Raw genomic sequence first — 16,546 nt, 5'->3', positions numbered from 1 at the left:
GTTTAGTATGTTTTCTATTCTTGATCGTTACATTGGTAAAACCATATTAAACATGATTGCGATAACTTTATTTTTATTAATAAGTTTATCTGGCATTATTCGCTTTATTGATCAGCTTCGCCGAGTGAAGGTTGATTATGATGCGATGGCTGCCGCACTATATTCTGTATTGATGATTCCTAAAGATCTTGAAGTGTTTTTTCCGATTGCAGCATTAATCGGTTCACTCATTGGACTGGGTTTATTAGCGTCTAAAAGTGAATTAGTGGTAATGGAAACCGCCGGTTTTAGCCGATTACATATTGTCAAAGCTGTCATGAAAACGGCTATTCCTTTAGTCCTTATAGTGATGGCGATTGGTGAATGGGTAGCACCGACTAGTGAACAAACTGCGCGTAACATGCGCTCAGAAAAAACCTATGGCGGTTCATTAATCGCAACGCAAGATAGTATTTGGGCAAAAGATGGCAATGATTATGTGCATATTGGTAAAGTCGATTCTGATAACACCATTTCAAATATTGATATTTTTTCTGTCAGTGATGAAGGTGAACTGAGTGTTATCACCCATGCGGCTTATGCAACTTATCAAAATAATGCCTGGCAACTTGTTCAAGTAGATAAAAGTGATCTTACTGACCCAAATAAAGTCAGGGGAACTAATTTATTATCAATGCAATGGACATCATCAATTACGCCCGATAAATTAAATATTGTTGCGCAAAATCCAGAGTCGCTTTCCGCCTCTGGTTTGTATCAGTATGCGCAATATTTAAAATCATCAGGGCAAGATTCAACGAACTATCAACTCCTTTTCTGGAAAAAACTGCTTAAACCGTTATCAGTAGCTGTTATGATGCTATTAGCGCTATCCTTTATTTTTGGACCGTTAAGAAGTGTCCCAATGGGCGTCAGGGTTATTACTGGTGTGGCGGTTGGCTTCATCTTCTATATTGCGGATAGCTTATTCTCACAAGTGAGTATTGTTGCCGGATTACCGCCCATATTAGGCGCGATGTTAACCAGTATTGTCTTCTTGGCAATTAGCTACTACCTATTTAACAAAAAGAGTTAGTTTTATCTATTTTAGTTTTACAATTATCCCCTAAACTAATGGCGTTTAGGGTGATAATTAATAAAGACTAACCCTAGCAATATCAAAAAAACACCCAAAAACTCAAAATGGGTTGGCCGTTCATGAAGTAACCACCAAGATAGAAATAGTGTTATTACTGGAATTAATAGCGTGCTAAGCCCTGCTACACTGGCATTCATTGTTTTTAATATGTACATCCATAATACCCAAGCTAATGCCGTCGCAGGGATAATCGTATAAAATAGAGCAAACCATAAGTAAGGTGCATTCATAACATGATGGTCAGCAACAATCAGTGATAATATGACTAAAAATATGGCACCATATCCCATCTGCCAGGTCGTTAAAGAAAGCGTATCGATCGTGAGGTTACGATATAATCGTTTTGCTATGACAGCACCTATTCCCCAAAATAATCCAGATAATAAGGCAAAAAACGAACTCAGAAGCGAATTTTGACTATTCCAAGGTTGAATAATACATAATAATCCCATTGCGGCAGTGATCAGTGCGATAATTTGCAGTAAACCCAATTGCTCTTTTAATACAAATACTGACAATAATGCTATCCAAAATGGCATGGTATAAACCATAATCGTCACTTTACCTGCACCACCAACAATCAGGGCAATTTGGGCTAAACCAATCATGCCAGTTGTTTGGAAAAAGCCAATAAGCATGGTTGGCCAAAAAGGCGTCGGAGCTAATGAACGGCCTGATATTTTTAACACGACTAATAACATCAAAAATGCCAAAACCGTTCGGTAAGCAGAAAAGTCAGTGGCACTCATATAAATTAATGCAGATTTCATCACAATCCAGTTATAAGCCCAAATAAAGGTTAATATAACTAAAGCGATCAATCCTAATAAACGTGTTTTTGATAGTGACATTATCATGTTGTTTGTCGACCAGATTATACAATTGGCTGTACAATTCCTATTATATGCAAAATGAATATTAAATTAAGCTGTTTTTTTCAGCAAATAAAGCGAAAAATAACAATTCTAGTTGCAACCAGACAAGAGCTTAGTATAATGCCAAAGTTTACTTTATTTACATCTCAATGCCTGAGTGGCGAAATCGGTAGACGCAGCGGATTCAAAATCCGCCGCCCTTAAAAGCGTGTCGGTTCGAGTCCGACCTCAGGCACCATCACCTACTCTATCAAGCTCAACCAAAGTCAATAAAGCCTTTACTTACAAGCCTTCAAGAGATTGGTTTGTCTACTGATGTCTATGGGATTTACTGGGCATCAAGGAAAAATATGGAGTTTTTATGGAGTTTTTTGAGTTCGATTTTAGTTGACTCCATAAAATGAGTGGAAAGGCTTTTGGGATAAGGGATTGGATAAATTTTGGTTAATAATATGGTGGTAAAAAGTTTTTACTATTATATTATTTGGATATTAAGTCTAACTTAATTTATTAAAATCATAATAAATAGATTTCAATCTATTTAATTGATTTTTTTTATTGTAATTTTTAGATATTTACTTACTTGATTTTGATTTAATACCTTTCTCTGTGAATTTAGTATCCATTCACTCTTAAGCTGACAACCTCACTCCCATCTTTTTCTTGCCTTCACCAAGTGACATGCTATGATTAACCGAATTCGTGTATAAATACTCATAATCAACATCCTCATAATAAACACGCTAGGGAATAGTAAAATACATGTATCTTTATCAACTGATGTTAAAAAAGCAGTGGTTAATGCTTGAGGAAGATGATGCATCATCATCTTCTTATTATCAGCCGAAACCGACACGCATTAAGCACTTTTATGATTGTGGTTATGATGATATCGTCAAACAACTGGTTAATCAGCCACAAAGTTGCAAAGACTTTTACCCAGTCCTACAGCAAGTCGGTTTACCTTATCAAAGCTATTATGACAAAATGCCGGATAAAGTCTCAAATACCTTAAAAACCGCATTACATCAAGAACACGTCGTATTAGTTCAGTTGCCCGTGATTAATGGCTATAGTGGAACCGCATCCTATTCGCATGATATCAAGCCGATACCAATAGTGAAAAAAGAGCCGACGTTTGAGCCGGATGACAGTTGGTTGGTGGTGGATTTACTCAATCACAAACCAGAGCTGATTCAAATCCTTGATGCCAGTAATAATCATCAGGTGACGACGGCGCAAACCAGCCCCAACCAGATTTTTTTAAAACACGGTGATGTATTTTCACCCTCCAAGGTCCTGCCCAAGGTACATATTGTCTTAGGCGGTTTAGGCGGGAGCTATGATTTGGCGCTGCGGGGTGATAAACCACTACGCGTTAAACAACTCGCACAAAGCTGGCTCGATGAGTTATCAACACTGCTAGCGTCAGGTAACTCCCCTTTTACCATAGAGCTTGATGAAGCAATGGCAAGTTTGATTAATCAAAAAGCCTTACCACAACGTGGGCTTCAAGCCAAATACATTGATGAGCACACCGCCTTTCGACCCGATGAAACGGTGGGTGTCTTTTTTTACCACATGCTCGCTTTACTCAATCATACCAATTTTATTACCGCAAGGCAGCGTATTGGCACCTGTGGTGCGGATGAGGGCGAGGGAGCAATACCCGATGTTAAATCACTCAAACAAGCCCTAAAATCCTTACATAATATTCGCCACAGTGACGGGCAAGATAAGCCAGACTATGCGTATCACAATGATACCCTATCTAAAATGGCTAACCACTATCTAGGCAGTCCACTTGTCCTTGATGGCACAGGCGGTGATAACGACGCACAGTCAGCCCTATTGACTCAAGTGAAAATAGCAACAGAGCAAGACCAACTGACGGATATTGCATCGTTATATGCTAATGCCATTAAACTGCTTAAACATCTACGTGAACCGGGCATCATTCGCCATGTGGAAACCCGGCGTGAATATCAACTTAAAGCCACTAAACTTGATTATCGCCCGGTTGAGCTTAAAAAGCTGGACTTTATTCAGCTTGAACTTCATGCCAATTATCGTTATGAAATCGTCTCTGAAGATAAGGCTTATCAATTTATTGGGCGATTTAATCCTGACGGTAAAGTGCAGGTTAAAGTGCCTGCTAAATGGGCTTCAGCTAAAAGCTGGCAACTCAATGCACAAGCGGTTGAAGATGATTTTGTGGCTAAAATATTTCCTAAACTGGTTAATCCAACGTGGACTTTACAAGATAGAAATAATGCCGTCATGGGGTTGGCAAGCGGTGGCCTTATCGGTGGCGTTACGGGCTACCTTTACGGTGATCAAATTAAAGAAACGGTGCTTGAAAATCTACCAAGAATAACCGGCGCAGCCCAAGTGGCTAGTGGTGTCATGAGCCTTTACGTCGCTGGTGTAGTCGGTGTAACCGGTGTGGGAGCCCCATTAGCCGCTGCAATTGGCTTTGTTGCATTAGATAATATTCAAGCAGGCGCTCGTTCAATGTGGACCAATGAACATACCCCAACCTACGGTGGCGAGCTGATTGAATGGTCAGGATTATTGCCGAAAGGTTATGGTGAAATCACCTATTCACTGGTTGATATCGGTTTAGTGGGTAAAGCCGGCTCACTGCTAAAAGCAGCTAGCCAAACTACCAATTTTGTTAAATTTAAAACTGTCAATACTGTTAAAACCGGTCAAATAGTGAAACCAACTGAAGTAACTATTTCAGTAGAAAAGATTAGCTTAAATAAACCGAATGTGATTGAATTAAAGGGATTAGAAGTAGATAAGATTGCAGTTAAAGTAAATAAAAGCTCAAGCTTATTAGATGATGTATCTAAAACAGCATTTTATGCAGCAAAAAATAGTGTCAAGTTTTGGGTACCAAAAGATAAGCATATGCTCGGAACTGCTGCTAGCAGATCAGCGCAGTTTAATACAAATAATGTATCAGATATTAGAAATTTGGTAGAAGAGGCATTAAATTCACCAAATGCTCAATTTCTTCCTAATAATGTAGAAAATTCTTTTCGGGTTGTTGTTGATATGGAGAGAAAGATTGGTACAAAAGGTCAAACAAGTATTCGAATAATAATTGGAGATGATGGAAAAATATGGAACGCATTCCCTGTGAACTTTCAATAAAAATTGATTATACAAATTTATCTGTTGGTGAAGTACTATTAACATCTCAGCTTTTTACTGAAATTGAAGGTAGCTTGTTTATTTCATTAGAAAATAAGGTTATTTTTTCGGAAAGTGGCATTTTACTACTTGAATTAGCAAAGCAATTGAATGATTGGCTTAAGGATCCACAATATGATTTTGAATATTATTCAATGGATTATGAAGATGGACCAATATTGTTTTTTAAAAGAGATGGGATTGAATGTTGGAAAATTGGCAGTGTTTGGATGGAAGAGATATATTCTAGTATTGATATATTTGAAATAATTAATGCGAGTAAAAAATTTATTGATAAGTTATGCAGACAATTACATTCGGAAGAAATTAAATTCGAACATCTATTATTAAAGTAAGACGCTTATTAGTACATTTACTCTGGGAGAAAACTTGAAATGATTTAGATAATTTTGATAATGAATGGGTTAAAGGGCCATCGAGAACCGTTGGGCAAGAGTTTGAATGGGATGTACAACTATCGAAATTAGGCGAAAAACAATTAGGTTGGGCTTCCCGAGATGGTAAACATTTGAATGTTTCTTTAGATGGCAAAATAACGCATAAATAGGGCTAATATGACAAATAAAATAGATTTTGATTGTGAAGTAGAAATACAAACAACCTGTTTACACAAGGAATATATAGGTGATAAAGGCATTGTAGTTGGCATTAGTGAGGAAGATGGTATCACTTATGGTTATGGTATTGTTTTAAAAGGAAAAGATATCGTGACTTATTTTGATAAACAAGATGTCAAACCTACCGGAAGAAAGTTTAACCGAGACGACTATTACTAATAAAGTAAGAAGTCAGTAAAATGAAGAAATTAAAAAAAGGCTTTTTTAAAGCGATCTCTTATGAAATTAAGTAAAATTAATCAGATACAAATATCGAGTGCACAAGAAGGGCTTCTATTAAATATATTACATTAAAAGGAATATAAGTATGCCCGAATATAATAGTAAAATTAGATATCCAGAAGGGTAATCCACCCATTTTTAATGGAAGTTTGGCGTAGAATTTTGCTGTTGTATTAATTTAAGTTTTTGCATAGGCGTGATCCAACCAATTCCCATATTAGGTCTTTCATGATTATATGTCCATAACCAACGAGTCGCTTTATCTTGTAATTCACTAATCTCGTTGTAAATATAATGACTTAGCCAATCATAATGAACAGTACGATTAAAACGTTCAATATAGGCATTTTGCTGAGGATTACCCGGCTGGATAAAGCATAATGTTATTTTTGGGTTTATATCCAAAGTTGTACTCATCTTATTAATCACTTTCTATGTATCATTAAGCTTATTACATAATAATTAATTTGATTTTGTTAAAATATTAAAAGTCAACTCTTCAAATGGAATATCACATTGTTTAAAAAATGATTTTAATCCTTGAATTTTTGCCGATGTATTACAATTGGCATAGATAAAATAATCACCCAGTAGCGAATAAGAGTTAGATAGTTTAGTCTTTGCAATATAACCGCCATCTTCTAATGCTAATTGTTGCATTTTAGCTGGATATAAAACAATTAAAGAAGTAATGACATCACCTAATAAATTTTTCCAATTACTAAATGGTTTTTCTTCACCCAAAAACTCATAAGAAGATAAATTAATTCCGGTAAAATCAAAATCATCTTCTAAAGAATAAGAACTCACTTCTTGTTTAGGCGAAACATAAACGGAACAAGGGAAAGGCCACAGTTTTTTAGCTTCTTCTTCAAGTATATGTTGGCGAGCCAAAAGTTCTTTTTCAGTCCACGAGTAACATTCGCTCACAAATTTGTTTAAACGTAAATTGCTTTCCTTAAAACCATTTTCAATCGTTAATTTCACGTCAAATGAGTGATTGCTGTATTTGCTATTATATGCAGTTAATGTCAAATTAGGTAAAGTATGTAACCACTTATTATGAATTTCAGTAAAATTCTGGCCTAAAGACTCTTTCCATTCATTATTTAAATTCTGCGGCATAATATGTTCGATACTATATTCGCTGTTTTGCAAACGTTCTATGACATTAATTTGTTCCCTACTATTGCTATTTTCCAAACGACTAAATAGATATTGTTTATTACCTGAACTTAATGCATAGATATTTCTTGTCATTAACATTTCGATAAATTCTTCGTCTGTTGGGAAACGTAAGCTTTGCTCTTTACTCAATAAAATAAATTTACAAATTTCAGCATAACTCTGATTATTATTTTGGCGCTTGCTAATATCTTTATCTAAGGTAGCAAAAAACTTATTTAAGGAGTTTGATGCCAAACCAACAATGAGACGACGGAATATATAACTTTCGATAATTGAAAAAATATCTTTGGCTTCTTTCTCTGTTAATTTTCCTTTAGAAATATGATCTAAAATAGCCAATAAGAACGGGTGAATAACCGTTAAATCAAGCTGATTTAATCGAATAATATTCGGTTCTAAATCATTTGTGCGCCCTGTCGGTTTTAGTAATTTTTCGTATAAAGAGGCATAGTGCAGTAAATCGATGAGTAAGGCTTCTTTTTGGTATCCTTTAGCAAAATCTTTAAAATAAAAATAAATATCACGAATAACGATTGTTTTGCCTAGCTTTAAGGTCAAGTAACTCTTAATAAAATCACTCACATAGTAGTAATTGTCAAATTCTGTTTTCTTTTCAATCCTATGCCAATATTTTACATAATACTGTTCTTGCACCACGGGCGGTAAGCTCATTAGAATATAGTTACGGATTTTATCCCCTTCCTCTAACGCTAAACCAGTAGAATTTAAACTCTCAAATATTAGTTGAGGATCATCGCTTTTTTCAAGAAAAATATCGATAATCTCCAAGCGAGAAATCGCATCATAGAGATGTTCAAGATCGATACTTTTATTAATAATTTCATTTTTGAAAAAATAGTAATTTGCGGTGACATTAGAAGTCGCGATAAAATCGACTTCATCCTCAAATAAAGCATCAAATGCTTGCCGATCTTCATTGATTGGTTTAAGACGAATCTTACGGAATTCAGTATTATATTCATCCACAAGATGACGATTTTTAATTTTATCTTTTAACTTACTATCATTAACTTGAACCAATTTTTTCTCTAACAAATTAACCATGGCTACCAATAAGATGGAAACCGTAGTTAATCGTTGTTGACCATCAATAATTAAATAGTCTTCACGGTTACCGTTCTCCATATTGCTTGATACCACACTACCAAAAAAATGGGGTTTAAGAGGTTGTTCTATTAAGGTTAAAAGGTCATCGAGTAGCTGCTTACAATGCTTAATTTGCCAATTATAATTACGTTGATAAACAGGAATAATAAAACGCTTATCTGAACCATCTAGAAACTTTAAAAATGATTTTGCTTCACCTTTCATCTAACTATCCTTATTAACGATTATCTTTAGAATTAGTTCTTACACTGCAAATTTAATTATATTTGCTCTTAACTTCAGCGATCCAATGTGGCAATTCTGACGTTAGCTTCAAATTGTGGGAAAATAAATTATCCATAGTCTTATTTTCTATTCGACTTAAATCAACACTTTGGATGATCTCTTCAAAATAAGGGATAACATCTGGCTGCGATAGTCCAAAATTAAGGATTGATTGCTGTAACAATCGGCTATCAATACCCCATTCGCGAGCAAACTCAATTGATGAGTTAATTATTTTTTCGGTTTTCCATGCATTAAATGCTTGATCAAAATGTACCTGACTGGAAAGCTTACCGGCTAATAGTTGGGTATCTACAAACTCTTTTAATATTTTTGCTTGCTGATCATCACCCATATTACTGAGTTCTTGGATTTGCTCATAAATAATACGTAATGTTTCGCTATTGACTGTTTGGATACCATCAACATTAGCGACTTTTGAACCAATCAAACTTAATATATGCGCTGCGTCAATGACTTGTGTACCCGCTAACTTAGTTTTACCAATTAAAGCCGGCACAATTATTGGTGTTGTTGGTATATCGGATTTAGCCGTTAAGTTCTTAAATGCACCGACATACTGTAACCAAGTATGTTCTGTCATACCAAAAGAGGCATCATCCCATTTAAATTCGTAATATTGTTGCACAGTATTCAGCTGATCCGCTGCTGCCTTAAACGCTTGTAAAAACTCAGTTAATTTTTTATCATCATAAACAATACTTTGCCAATCGGTTGGATCGGTTAAGGTTAAAATGAGCTCATCAAAATGATTTGATAATTTTTGTACCGCAGCGGCATAGGTATCAACAATCGCTTTACTGCTTTTACCGCCACTGCCATATAATTCTAATGCTCGGTTAACCATCTCTTCGGTGATTCGTGGCAACTGAAAATTCACAATAGTGCCAAACTCTTTACTTGAACCAAACACGCGGTTAGTGCGTGAATAGGCTTGAATTAATCCCTGTAATTCTAAAGTGCGGTCAACGTATAACGTATTTAAGCGTTTAGAGTCATAGCCCGTTAGTAACTGATCTGCCACAATGACCAAATCGATATTTTTAGCATTACGTCCGCTCCCTCCACGGGTTGCACGTTCAACAATATCCTCAAAATATGCCTTTTCACCATGCTTTTTATCACCAGCGATAAAATTAATTCCGGTAAATTGGGCATAATCTTTAAACATCGCTCTAATGACGTAAGGATCAACGTTATCGGGATCATTTTCATTACCAAAGCTAAACGTCATGGCGACGTTGATTTTTTGTGGATAATTCGCCAGTTGCTTTTTAAATTCATCATAATAAGCAATCACCCGATCTTTATAAGCAACGGTTAAAATAGCATTAAATTGTTGCTGTTGTGATTGAGTTTGCCAGTTGGTAATTATTTCTTCAACGACACGAGGAATATGGGTTTCATCATAATAGGCCAGTACACCTTTTTTAACTGCTTGCTTTTCGACGTCAAGCTCACTCCAACTTTGTACTAATCGATCAATTTCGCGATCTGCCATCTCTGGCTTTTCGATTTTTATTCTTTCGGCAAGTTTATCGCGCAGATCATCATAGCTTTTAAATTCGCCGGTATTGATGTAGTCGACATGAAAGCCTAGCACATTGCCATCTGCAATGGCTTCATCAATGGTATATTGGTGTAATTTAGGGCCAAATAGCTTTTCGGTGGTATTAATCACTTCGCTTTTTTCGTTTATTTTTCCTTTGATATTATTTTCATCAAATAATGGGGTTCCGGTAAAACCAAAAAACAAGCTATTCTTTTTAAAAAAGCTTTTGATATCCCCCATCATTTGCCCCATAGTGGTACGGTGCGCTTCATCGACGATGAAAATGATTTTCTTATCAGCAAGACTTAAGTCTTTTGCCTCTTCAAGTTCTTTAATTAAGACATTGAGTTTAAAGGTTGTGGTCACCACAATGCCGTTCTTGGCTGAATTTAGGTGCTTACGTAATTGGGCGGTATGTTTAGTATCATCAACAGATACCGCTTCGAAAGCGGCATAGGCTTTAAAATTAGCACTAGTACGGTTATCCAGTTCGCGCCGATCAACTAAAAATACCACTTTATCAAACCCTGCTCGGGTAGATAAAAACAGCGCAGTTTTAAAACTGGTGATGGTTTTACCCGATCCGGTGGTATGCCATACAAAACCGCCATGCGGTTTATTTTGTGGATTATCCCAACCAAACGCAGCCCCCTCAACCGCTTGCAAAGCAAACACTTGATAAGGTCGCATTAACATATGGCGGCGGTTTTCTTCCTCTTTCGCTTCATCAATCACCAGATAATCACCTACCATTTGGTGCGCCATGGGAATCATTAAGAAGTGTTCAATAACTTGCTGCCAATGGTTGATGGGTTTGTTGAATTTATCCGCCCAATGGAATACAAAGCTTGGATTAAATTCGTTCAAGGATTTAGGTGTAGCAAAGTAGCGGGTTTCGATCTCGGTCACCATGACCATCATCTGCGAAAAAGCCATAAAATTATTGCAGTATTCGCCATCGCGATAGTAGCGTTTAAATTGTTCAAATGCTTCATCTAAACTTTTATCGGTACGTTTTTGTTCAATATTAATTAACGGTAAGCCATTAATTAATAACACCAGATCAAAACGGTTGCCATTAGCAGTTTGTACTTCGCGCGCAATACGGTAACTGGAGTCACCACCGCGCACTTCAGCTTTTTTAAAGATGGTTAGGGTAATTTGTTTACGCGTAATATTGGGGTTATCATCACGATAAATGCCATCAATTTTGCCTTTTGACTCTTCCATGGCTAAAATCTTGGCGGCTTCATAGCTATTACTGATTTGCCGCACTTTGGCCATCACTTGCTTAAATTCGTTATCGGTGAGTTCAACACCTTCAAGCTGATCAGCATTAAGCCGATTGAGTTCTTGCCGCCAGTGGTTGATTAAATCATCAACGGTGACTTTACGCTTATTGCCATTTAAATAGTCAGGTGCTTGCCATTTATACTTTTCGAGCTCTTTAACAAAGCTTTCTTGAAATGCCTTTTCTGACGTATCTTTTACTACCTGACCCATAACCTCACTCCTGTTATACAAACATTTCATTCAAATAAGCATGTTTTATATTGTTTAATTTATCTAATTTACGTTGTTCTAAGGCAATTTTTTGGTCTAATAATTTAAAGAAATTACCGATTTTGGTTTGTTCAATTTTATCTGTATTATTAATTAATAACGTAGATAAAGAATCTTCACTAATATGCCTAACAGTAGTTCCTGTAACTAAAGGTAATATTTTTTTACAGTTGGCGTTTATTTCATATGATAAATATTCTGCAAGCATATCATTTGAAATTGTTGCAATTAAAGTATCACCGCTAGCTCTGACATTCTCTTTAATAATTGTTGTTGTTCTCGCCAATCCATTAGGAGTAACATCTGACATTGGAAACAATAAAGAATTTGGTGGAATTATGTTTCCTTCTTCTGTGTCAGACCAATGAATTACCTCATCAATCACGGGGGTAAATTTATATAAATCGGCATAATGTATTACTGGATTTCCTTTACCGTCCTCATTTAATACATTTTTTGCTAAATTAGCACCTTTACTCCATTTTGTTATATCACCTAATCGGATATATGACCAACTGCCACTAAACCCTTTAAACCGCAGTTTAGGTTTTAATTCACCATCACAAGGAAACATTTCGGCAAGGTACGCTGATTTCAGAATTTTGGCCTTGTGTAATTTTTTTTGTTGGGTTTGAATTAGATTATCAAGTTTTCTAAAGAATTCGCCTATTTGAGTTTGTTCTTTTTTTTCAGGAAAAATAAATTTGACTTCTTTCAAATCTGAATTATGTATATGTACAACTGTTTTTCCTTGTGCTCTTTTAACTAATTCTTTTCTTTGCTTTCCATTTGAAAGCGATATTGCTAAAAATATGGGGTCAATCTGAGCCTTTGGTTTAATAATATTGAGATCACCACCAATTATTATGCCAGATTGTTCTATAAATGAAGCTCTTGCTATATCTTCAGCAGTCTCACCTGATGCGGGAACAACAACTTCATTACCAGAACTAAAAACTATAGAGTCCTTCCTATTTTTAACAAATGTATCTACTGATTCTATAACAGTTTTATATTGTGTATAAAGTCTGCCATATAAAAGAATAGGTAATCCACACTCACAAAGATCATTTTTTGAATACCCATTTCCTTTGCTAAATTCAGCCATAGATACTAGCTTATTAGTTAGCCATTGTTGATCAATTTTAAACTCTCTAAACCGCCGTTTAGGAATTAATTTTTTACTTTGGCTCATTGGGTTACCACCAGTTCTTGCATCATGGCTTGCAGTTCAGCTTCAAGTTGTAAAATTTCATCATCAATGGAGGTTAAGGTATCTTGATACCGTTCGCTTAACATCTGCAAGGTTTTTAACTCGGCTTTTATTGTTTTTTTAATTAGTTCACTAAGTAATGCTACAGTATTACCAAACCATTTTTTATACATTAGGTTGTCAATTTCGTGATCGGTTAAGTTTAAGATCTGTTCTTGCACAGCCTCTTTTAATGCTAGTTCGTCAGATTTGACTTGCTTGCTTAATGCTGATTTTTCGCTAATTAACTTATCGACTTTTTTGAGTAACTTATACTGTTCGCTGTTTTTCGGGCTATTTTTTAACTCTTCTTTTAGTTTTTTATTATCAAACGCATCTAACGGTTCATCATCGTCGTTCTTTTTCAATGATTCATACAGGGCTTCGTACTCTGTGCTATCTTCAACTTTGGCAGCTTCAATCAGTTCGGCAAGTTCGCCTTCAAGCGTTTGAATTTGACTTTTATTGTTTTCAATATTGACTAACTCTTCGGCATACAGCTCACTCGCAATTAAGGCATTGGGCACAATGCTACCAATAAATCCATCTTGGACTTCCCGTTTTTTATCGCCCGTTCCCTTTGTGACCATATTGGGCACACGACTGCGCCCGGCAGTATAAAAATCAGTTAATGCGATGATTTCGCAGTCATGCAATAGTGAGCTTTGCCAAATTTCAGCAATAATCTGATAACCATCATAAATATCAATATTATTAAAACCTGATAGCAAGGTTTTAATCTCCGCTAACATTGATTCCATCAAATCATGGATTTTATCTTGATCATCAATAGTAATGATTTGTGGCCAATATTTATCAATATAGGTTTGTGCCTGCTGAGCTAATTTCGCTGATTGATTCATTACACGTGGGTCATTGAGAATGTCATCACTTAACCCAGTTACATCCCCTTTTAAGGTGACATAGTTAGGGCGTACAGATTGTAATGCGGCTTGCAGCAGATCAGGCGTAGTCGACTTAATAATCGCTAACTCATCAATATTATGTTGTGGAATTCCGCCAAACAGGTGCCCATCTACATCATGGGCAATTTCATTATCAATGGCTTCGATATAGCGTGGAATATTTAAGTTATATTCATTGGCAATAATTTCCTGACGATTTGCTAAGTGGCTATAACCAGCTTCTTCGCTGCGATTCACATAGGTATCAACAATTTTGGCAATATCTTTTTCCTGTAGGACGTTTTGCTTGCCAACTTTAATAAAATGGTTGGATGCATCAATAATTAAAACAGGTTCAGCTAAGTGACGGTTTTTCTTTAATATTATAATCACCACCGGGATGCCAGTATTACTAAATAGGTTGCTTGGTAAGCCAATAATGGTATCAATGTAGTTTTTTTCTAGCAGCCGTTTACGGATTTCACCTTCTGCCGCACCACGAAACAGTACCCCATGCGGTAGCACAATCGCCATGGTACCGCTTTGTCCTAAATGGAAAAGGCCATGTAATAAAAAGGCAAAATCCCCTTTAGAATCGGGTGGCAGCACGCCTGCCATTTCAAAACGGGGATCACTCACTTTTAGCCCAGCGCGGTTCCAATTTTTAGCAGAATAAGGAGGATTCATTACCACCGCATCAAACTGAATACCTTCATTAGGATGAGCTGGGTCTTCTGGCCAGTCATGTGATAAGGTATCCCCATTTTTGATGGTCATTTTGTTGGGTTTGACTTCGTGCAGCAGTAAATTCATACGCGCTAAGTTATAGGTGGCAGTATTTTTTTCCTGTCCATAATAGGTGAGTGATTGTTGTACTTCTTTGGATAGATGCTTTTTAACCGTTAATAACAAGGAACCCGATCCCACGGTGGGATCATAAATGGAACGTATATTAGACGTTTTTGCGGCAATTTGTGCCATAATTTCGCTAACTTGACGTGGCGTATAGAACTCGCCGGCCTTTTTGCCAGACTCCATCGCAAATTGACCAATCAAATATTCATAGGCATCTCCGAGTACATCGCCCTTCTGTAAGGCGACCATATCGAGATCAGCAAATAATAAAATAAGTGCCTTAATGTTTTTACTACGTTCGTTTAAATTGCTACCAAGCGCAGTATCGGTTAAATCTAAGGTTGAGCTAGAAAACAAGTTTTTAAAATCATCAGCATCCTTTGAACCAGCAATTGAACGCTCGAAGTGATTTAAACTGTCGATCACTTTTTGTACTTCAAAATCGCCGCTATTGATGTCTTTAATCCAAGTTTGGTAAAGGTATTGTGGTAAAACATAATAACCCTGCATGGCTTGTAGCGTTTTTTCTAACTGCGGACCACTACTTGCAATAGATTGCTTAAATGCGGTAATCAGTTCTGATTCGGTGATGTGATCTTTAGTATAAATACTTTTGAATGTGGATAGCGTTTTATCACTTAAAAACTTATAAAACATTAAGCCTAACATATAGTCTTTATAACGGCTGGCATCCATAGAACCACGAAGTTCGTTAGCACCATCCCATAATCTGCGTTTTATCTCTTCCGATGTTATCACAACTTACTATCCTCTTTAATTAACTTACTTTGGTATAGGTAAATTATGTATCGTTTACTTATTAAACTTATACCAATAGAATTTACTGTCTATTTTAACGATGATTGGTTTTAAATCATAGTAAAACAATATGATTAATTGTTCGTAACAAACTAAAAATTATTTTAATGTCCATATTTTTTAATAAATGGACATAACAAAACAAAATAATCACAAAAATAAAATTATTAATATTCCCCCTATAACACTTATCAAAAGCGTCATAGGGGGTTTACTAATCATTCAAGTTATTTAAAACATAATATTCATCCGGCACATCTTCCCCATCATAATATTCAACGGAACGTTCACCAGTATGATAAACATAACCACAAGAACAGAATGTACCACCCTGTTCAAGCACAATATCATGGCCATACTTTTCGTAATCAAAGTAGTTAACTAAATTGCCAAGCTCTTTCAAGTTGTAACCACCGCTTTCTTCAATCCAGTAATAGCCTAAATCGTATTCATCGTTCACATTCCACAAGCACTGAAAACAATCTAAGTTATCAACTAAGTTAATAAGATCGGCAACGGACTGAACATGCCCACCAATATCAATAACCGCTTCATAGATTTCAATATCATTATTACTCATCTCTTCAAGCTTGGATGCTAAGTAGTTAAGCTCATTAAGATTGCTGTATTCCGAAATATATTCCGATACACCACTAATCGATGATTCATAATCAGTTAAAAAGAATTCCTCATAGCTGATACCATCAATACCAATTCGCTCAAGGCACTGAGTCACATTTTCAGGCGTTGTTGGCAAAGCAAGCCATTCACCAACAAGTTCACCTTCGTTATATTTTCCTAAATTAGTGATAAATACTGAGATCATACCCGAATCCACATCGGTGGATTCGGGGCATGACGTTACATTCGGTAATGTTTGCATAAACATCTCCTTGAATTTTTAGATATTAAAATGATAAATTTT

The 16,546-nt window shown here is 36.0% G+C and carries 10 protein-coding genes, 1 tRNA gene and 2 pseudogenes; 6 read left to right on the top strand and 7 right to left on the bottom strand.

Features of this window, described 5'->3' with window-relative positions:
* Positions 1–7 precede the first annotated feature (7 nt).
* Positions 8–1,075 carry an LPS export ABC transporter permease LptG gene (gene lptG, locus ABEA36_RS04550; RefSeq protein ID WP_345489256.1) on the top strand — a complete coding sequence of 356 codons (1,068 nt, stop codon included), beginning with the start codon at positions 8–10 and terminating at the stop codon, positions 1,073–1,075.
* Positions 1,076–1,110: 35 nt separating this feature from the next.
* Here the strand turns inward: lptG and ABEA36_RS04545 are convergent, their stop codons facing one another.
* Positions 1,111–1,989, bottom strand: coding sequence for a DMT family transporter (locus tag ABEA36_RS04545; protein WP_345489254.1), 879 nt, complete (start codon positions 1,987–1,989; stop codon positions 1,111–1,113).
* Positions 1,990–2,164: 175 nt separating this feature from the next.
* Between ABEA36_RS04545 and ABEA36_RS04540 the strand changes: the two genes are divergently transcribed.
* From ABEA36_RS04540 to ABEA36_RS04520, 5 genes and pseudogenes are all read left to right on the top strand, one after another.
* Positions 2,165–2,251: transfer RNA gene (locus ABEA36_RS04540), tRNA-Leu, on the top strand.
* A 563-nt stretch (positions 2,252–2,814) separates the two neighbouring features.
* Positions 2,815–5,175, top strand: a complete 2,361-nt coding sequence (locus tag ABEA36_RS04535; RefSeq protein WP_345489252.1) for a hypothetical protein — start codon at positions 2,815–2,817, stop codon at positions 5,173–5,175.
* The gene (locus ABEA36_RS04530) at positions 5,145–5,570 is read left to right on the top strand and encodes a DUF7878 domain-containing protein (protein ID WP_345489250.1); all 426 of its coding nucleotides are present in this window, start codon (positions 5,145–5,147) and stop codon (positions 5,568–5,570) included. The genes ABEA36_RS04535 and ABEA36_RS04530 overlap by 31 nt, the downstream gene beginning before the upstream one ends.
* 44 nt (positions 5,571–5,614) lie before the next feature.
* Positions 5,615–5,782, top strand: a pseudogene (locus ABEA36_RS04525) (polymorphic toxin type 17 domain-containing protein); the annotation flags it as partial.
* 7 nt (positions 5,783–5,789) lie between these two features.
* A complete protein-coding gene (locus tag ABEA36_RS04520) occupies positions 5,790–6,011 on the top strand; it encodes a hypothetical protein (protein WP_345489247.1) in 222 nt (73 codons plus the stop codon).
* A gap of 201 nt (positions 6,012–6,212) precedes the next feature.
* Here the strand turns inward: ABEA36_RS04520 and ABEA36_RS04515 are convergent.
* The 6 genes and pseudogenes from ABEA36_RS04515 to ABEA36_RS04490 form a co-directional block, all read right to left on the bottom strand.
* A pseudogene (locus ABEA36_RS04515) lies at positions 6,213–6,461 on the bottom strand (integrase core domain-containing protein); the annotation flags it as partial.
* 75 nt (positions 6,462–6,536) lie between these two features.
* Entirely contained in the window at positions 6,537–8,594 is a 2,058-nt protein-coding gene (locus ABEA36_RS04510) for a DUF262 domain-containing protein (protein WP_345489245.1), read from the bottom strand.
* Positions 8,595–8,646: 52 nt separating this feature from the next.
* Positions 8,647–11,730, bottom strand: coding sequence for a type I restriction endonuclease subunit R, EcoR124 family (locus ABEA36_RS04505; RefSeq protein ID WP_345489243.1), 3,084 nt, complete (start codon positions 11,728–11,730; stop codon positions 8,647–8,649).
* A gap of 13 nt (positions 11,731–11,743) precedes the next feature.
* On the bottom strand, positions 11,744–12,985 hold the full coding sequence (locus tag ABEA36_RS04500; RefSeq protein ID WP_345489240.1) for a restriction endonuclease subunit S: 1,242 nt from the start codon (positions 12,983–12,985) through the stop codon (positions 11,744–11,746).
* Positions 12,982–15,561, bottom strand: coding sequence for a type I restriction-modification system subunit M (locus ABEA36_RS04495; RefSeq protein ID WP_345489238.1), 2,580 nt, complete (start codon positions 15,559–15,561; stop codon positions 12,982–12,984). Before ABEA36_RS04495 ends, ABEA36_RS04500 begins: the two co-directional genes overlap by 4 nt.
* 274 nt (positions 15,562–15,835) lie before the next feature.
* Positions 15,836–16,504 carry an antirestriction protein ArdA gene (locus tag ABEA36_RS04490; protein ID WP_345489236.1) on the bottom strand — a complete coding sequence of 223 codons (669 nt, stop codon included), beginning with the start codon at positions 16,502–16,504 and terminating at the stop codon, positions 15,836–15,838.
* Positions 16,505–16,546: the final 42 nt, after the last annotated feature.

This window comes from Orbus sasakiae (assembly GCF_039542345.1).
Taxonomy (GTDB): Bacteria; Pseudomonadota; Gammaproteobacteria; order Enterobacterales; family Orbaceae; genus Orbus; species Orbus sasakiae.
The sequence above is the reverse complement of the archived record's forward strand: the minus strand, read 5'-3'. Positions and strand labels throughout refer to the sequence as shown.

Excerpts from the sequence above, each read along its gene's own strand:
- lptG (WP_345489256.1), top strand. The coding sequence starts at position 8 with ATGTTTTCTATTCTTGATCGTTACATTGGTAAAACCATATTAAACATG.
- ABEA36_RS04545 (WP_345489254.1), bottom strand. The coding sequence starts at position 1,989 with ATGTCACTATCAAAAACACGTTTATTAGGATTGATCGCTTTAGTTATA.
- ABEA36_RS04535 (WP_345489252.1), top strand. The coding sequence starts at position 2,815 with ATGCTTGAGGAAGATGATGCATCATCATCTTCTTATTATCAGCCGAAA.
- ABEA36_RS04530 (WP_345489250.1), top strand. The coding sequence starts at position 5,145 with ATGGAACGCATTCCCTGTGAACTTTCAATAAAAATTGATTATACAAAT.
- ABEA36_RS04520 (WP_345489247.1), top strand. The coding sequence starts at position 5,790 with ATGACAAATAAAATAGATTTTGATTGTGAAGTAGAAATACAAACAACC.
- ABEA36_RS04510 (WP_345489245.1), bottom strand. The coding sequence starts at position 8,594 with ATGAAAGGTGAAGCAAAATCATTTTTAAAGTTTCTAGATGGTTCAGAT.
- ABEA36_RS04505 (WP_345489243.1), bottom strand. The coding sequence starts at position 11,730 with ATGGGTCAGGTAGTAAAAGATACGTCAGAAAAGGCATTTCAAGAAAGC.
- ABEA36_RS04500 (WP_345489240.1), bottom strand. The coding sequence starts at position 12,985 with ATGAGCCAAAGTAAAAAATTAATTCCTAAACGGCGGTTTAGAGAGTTT.
- ABEA36_RS04490 (WP_345489236.1), bottom strand. The coding sequence starts at position 16,504 with ATGCAAACATTACCGAATGTAACGTCATGCCCCGAATCCACCGATGTG.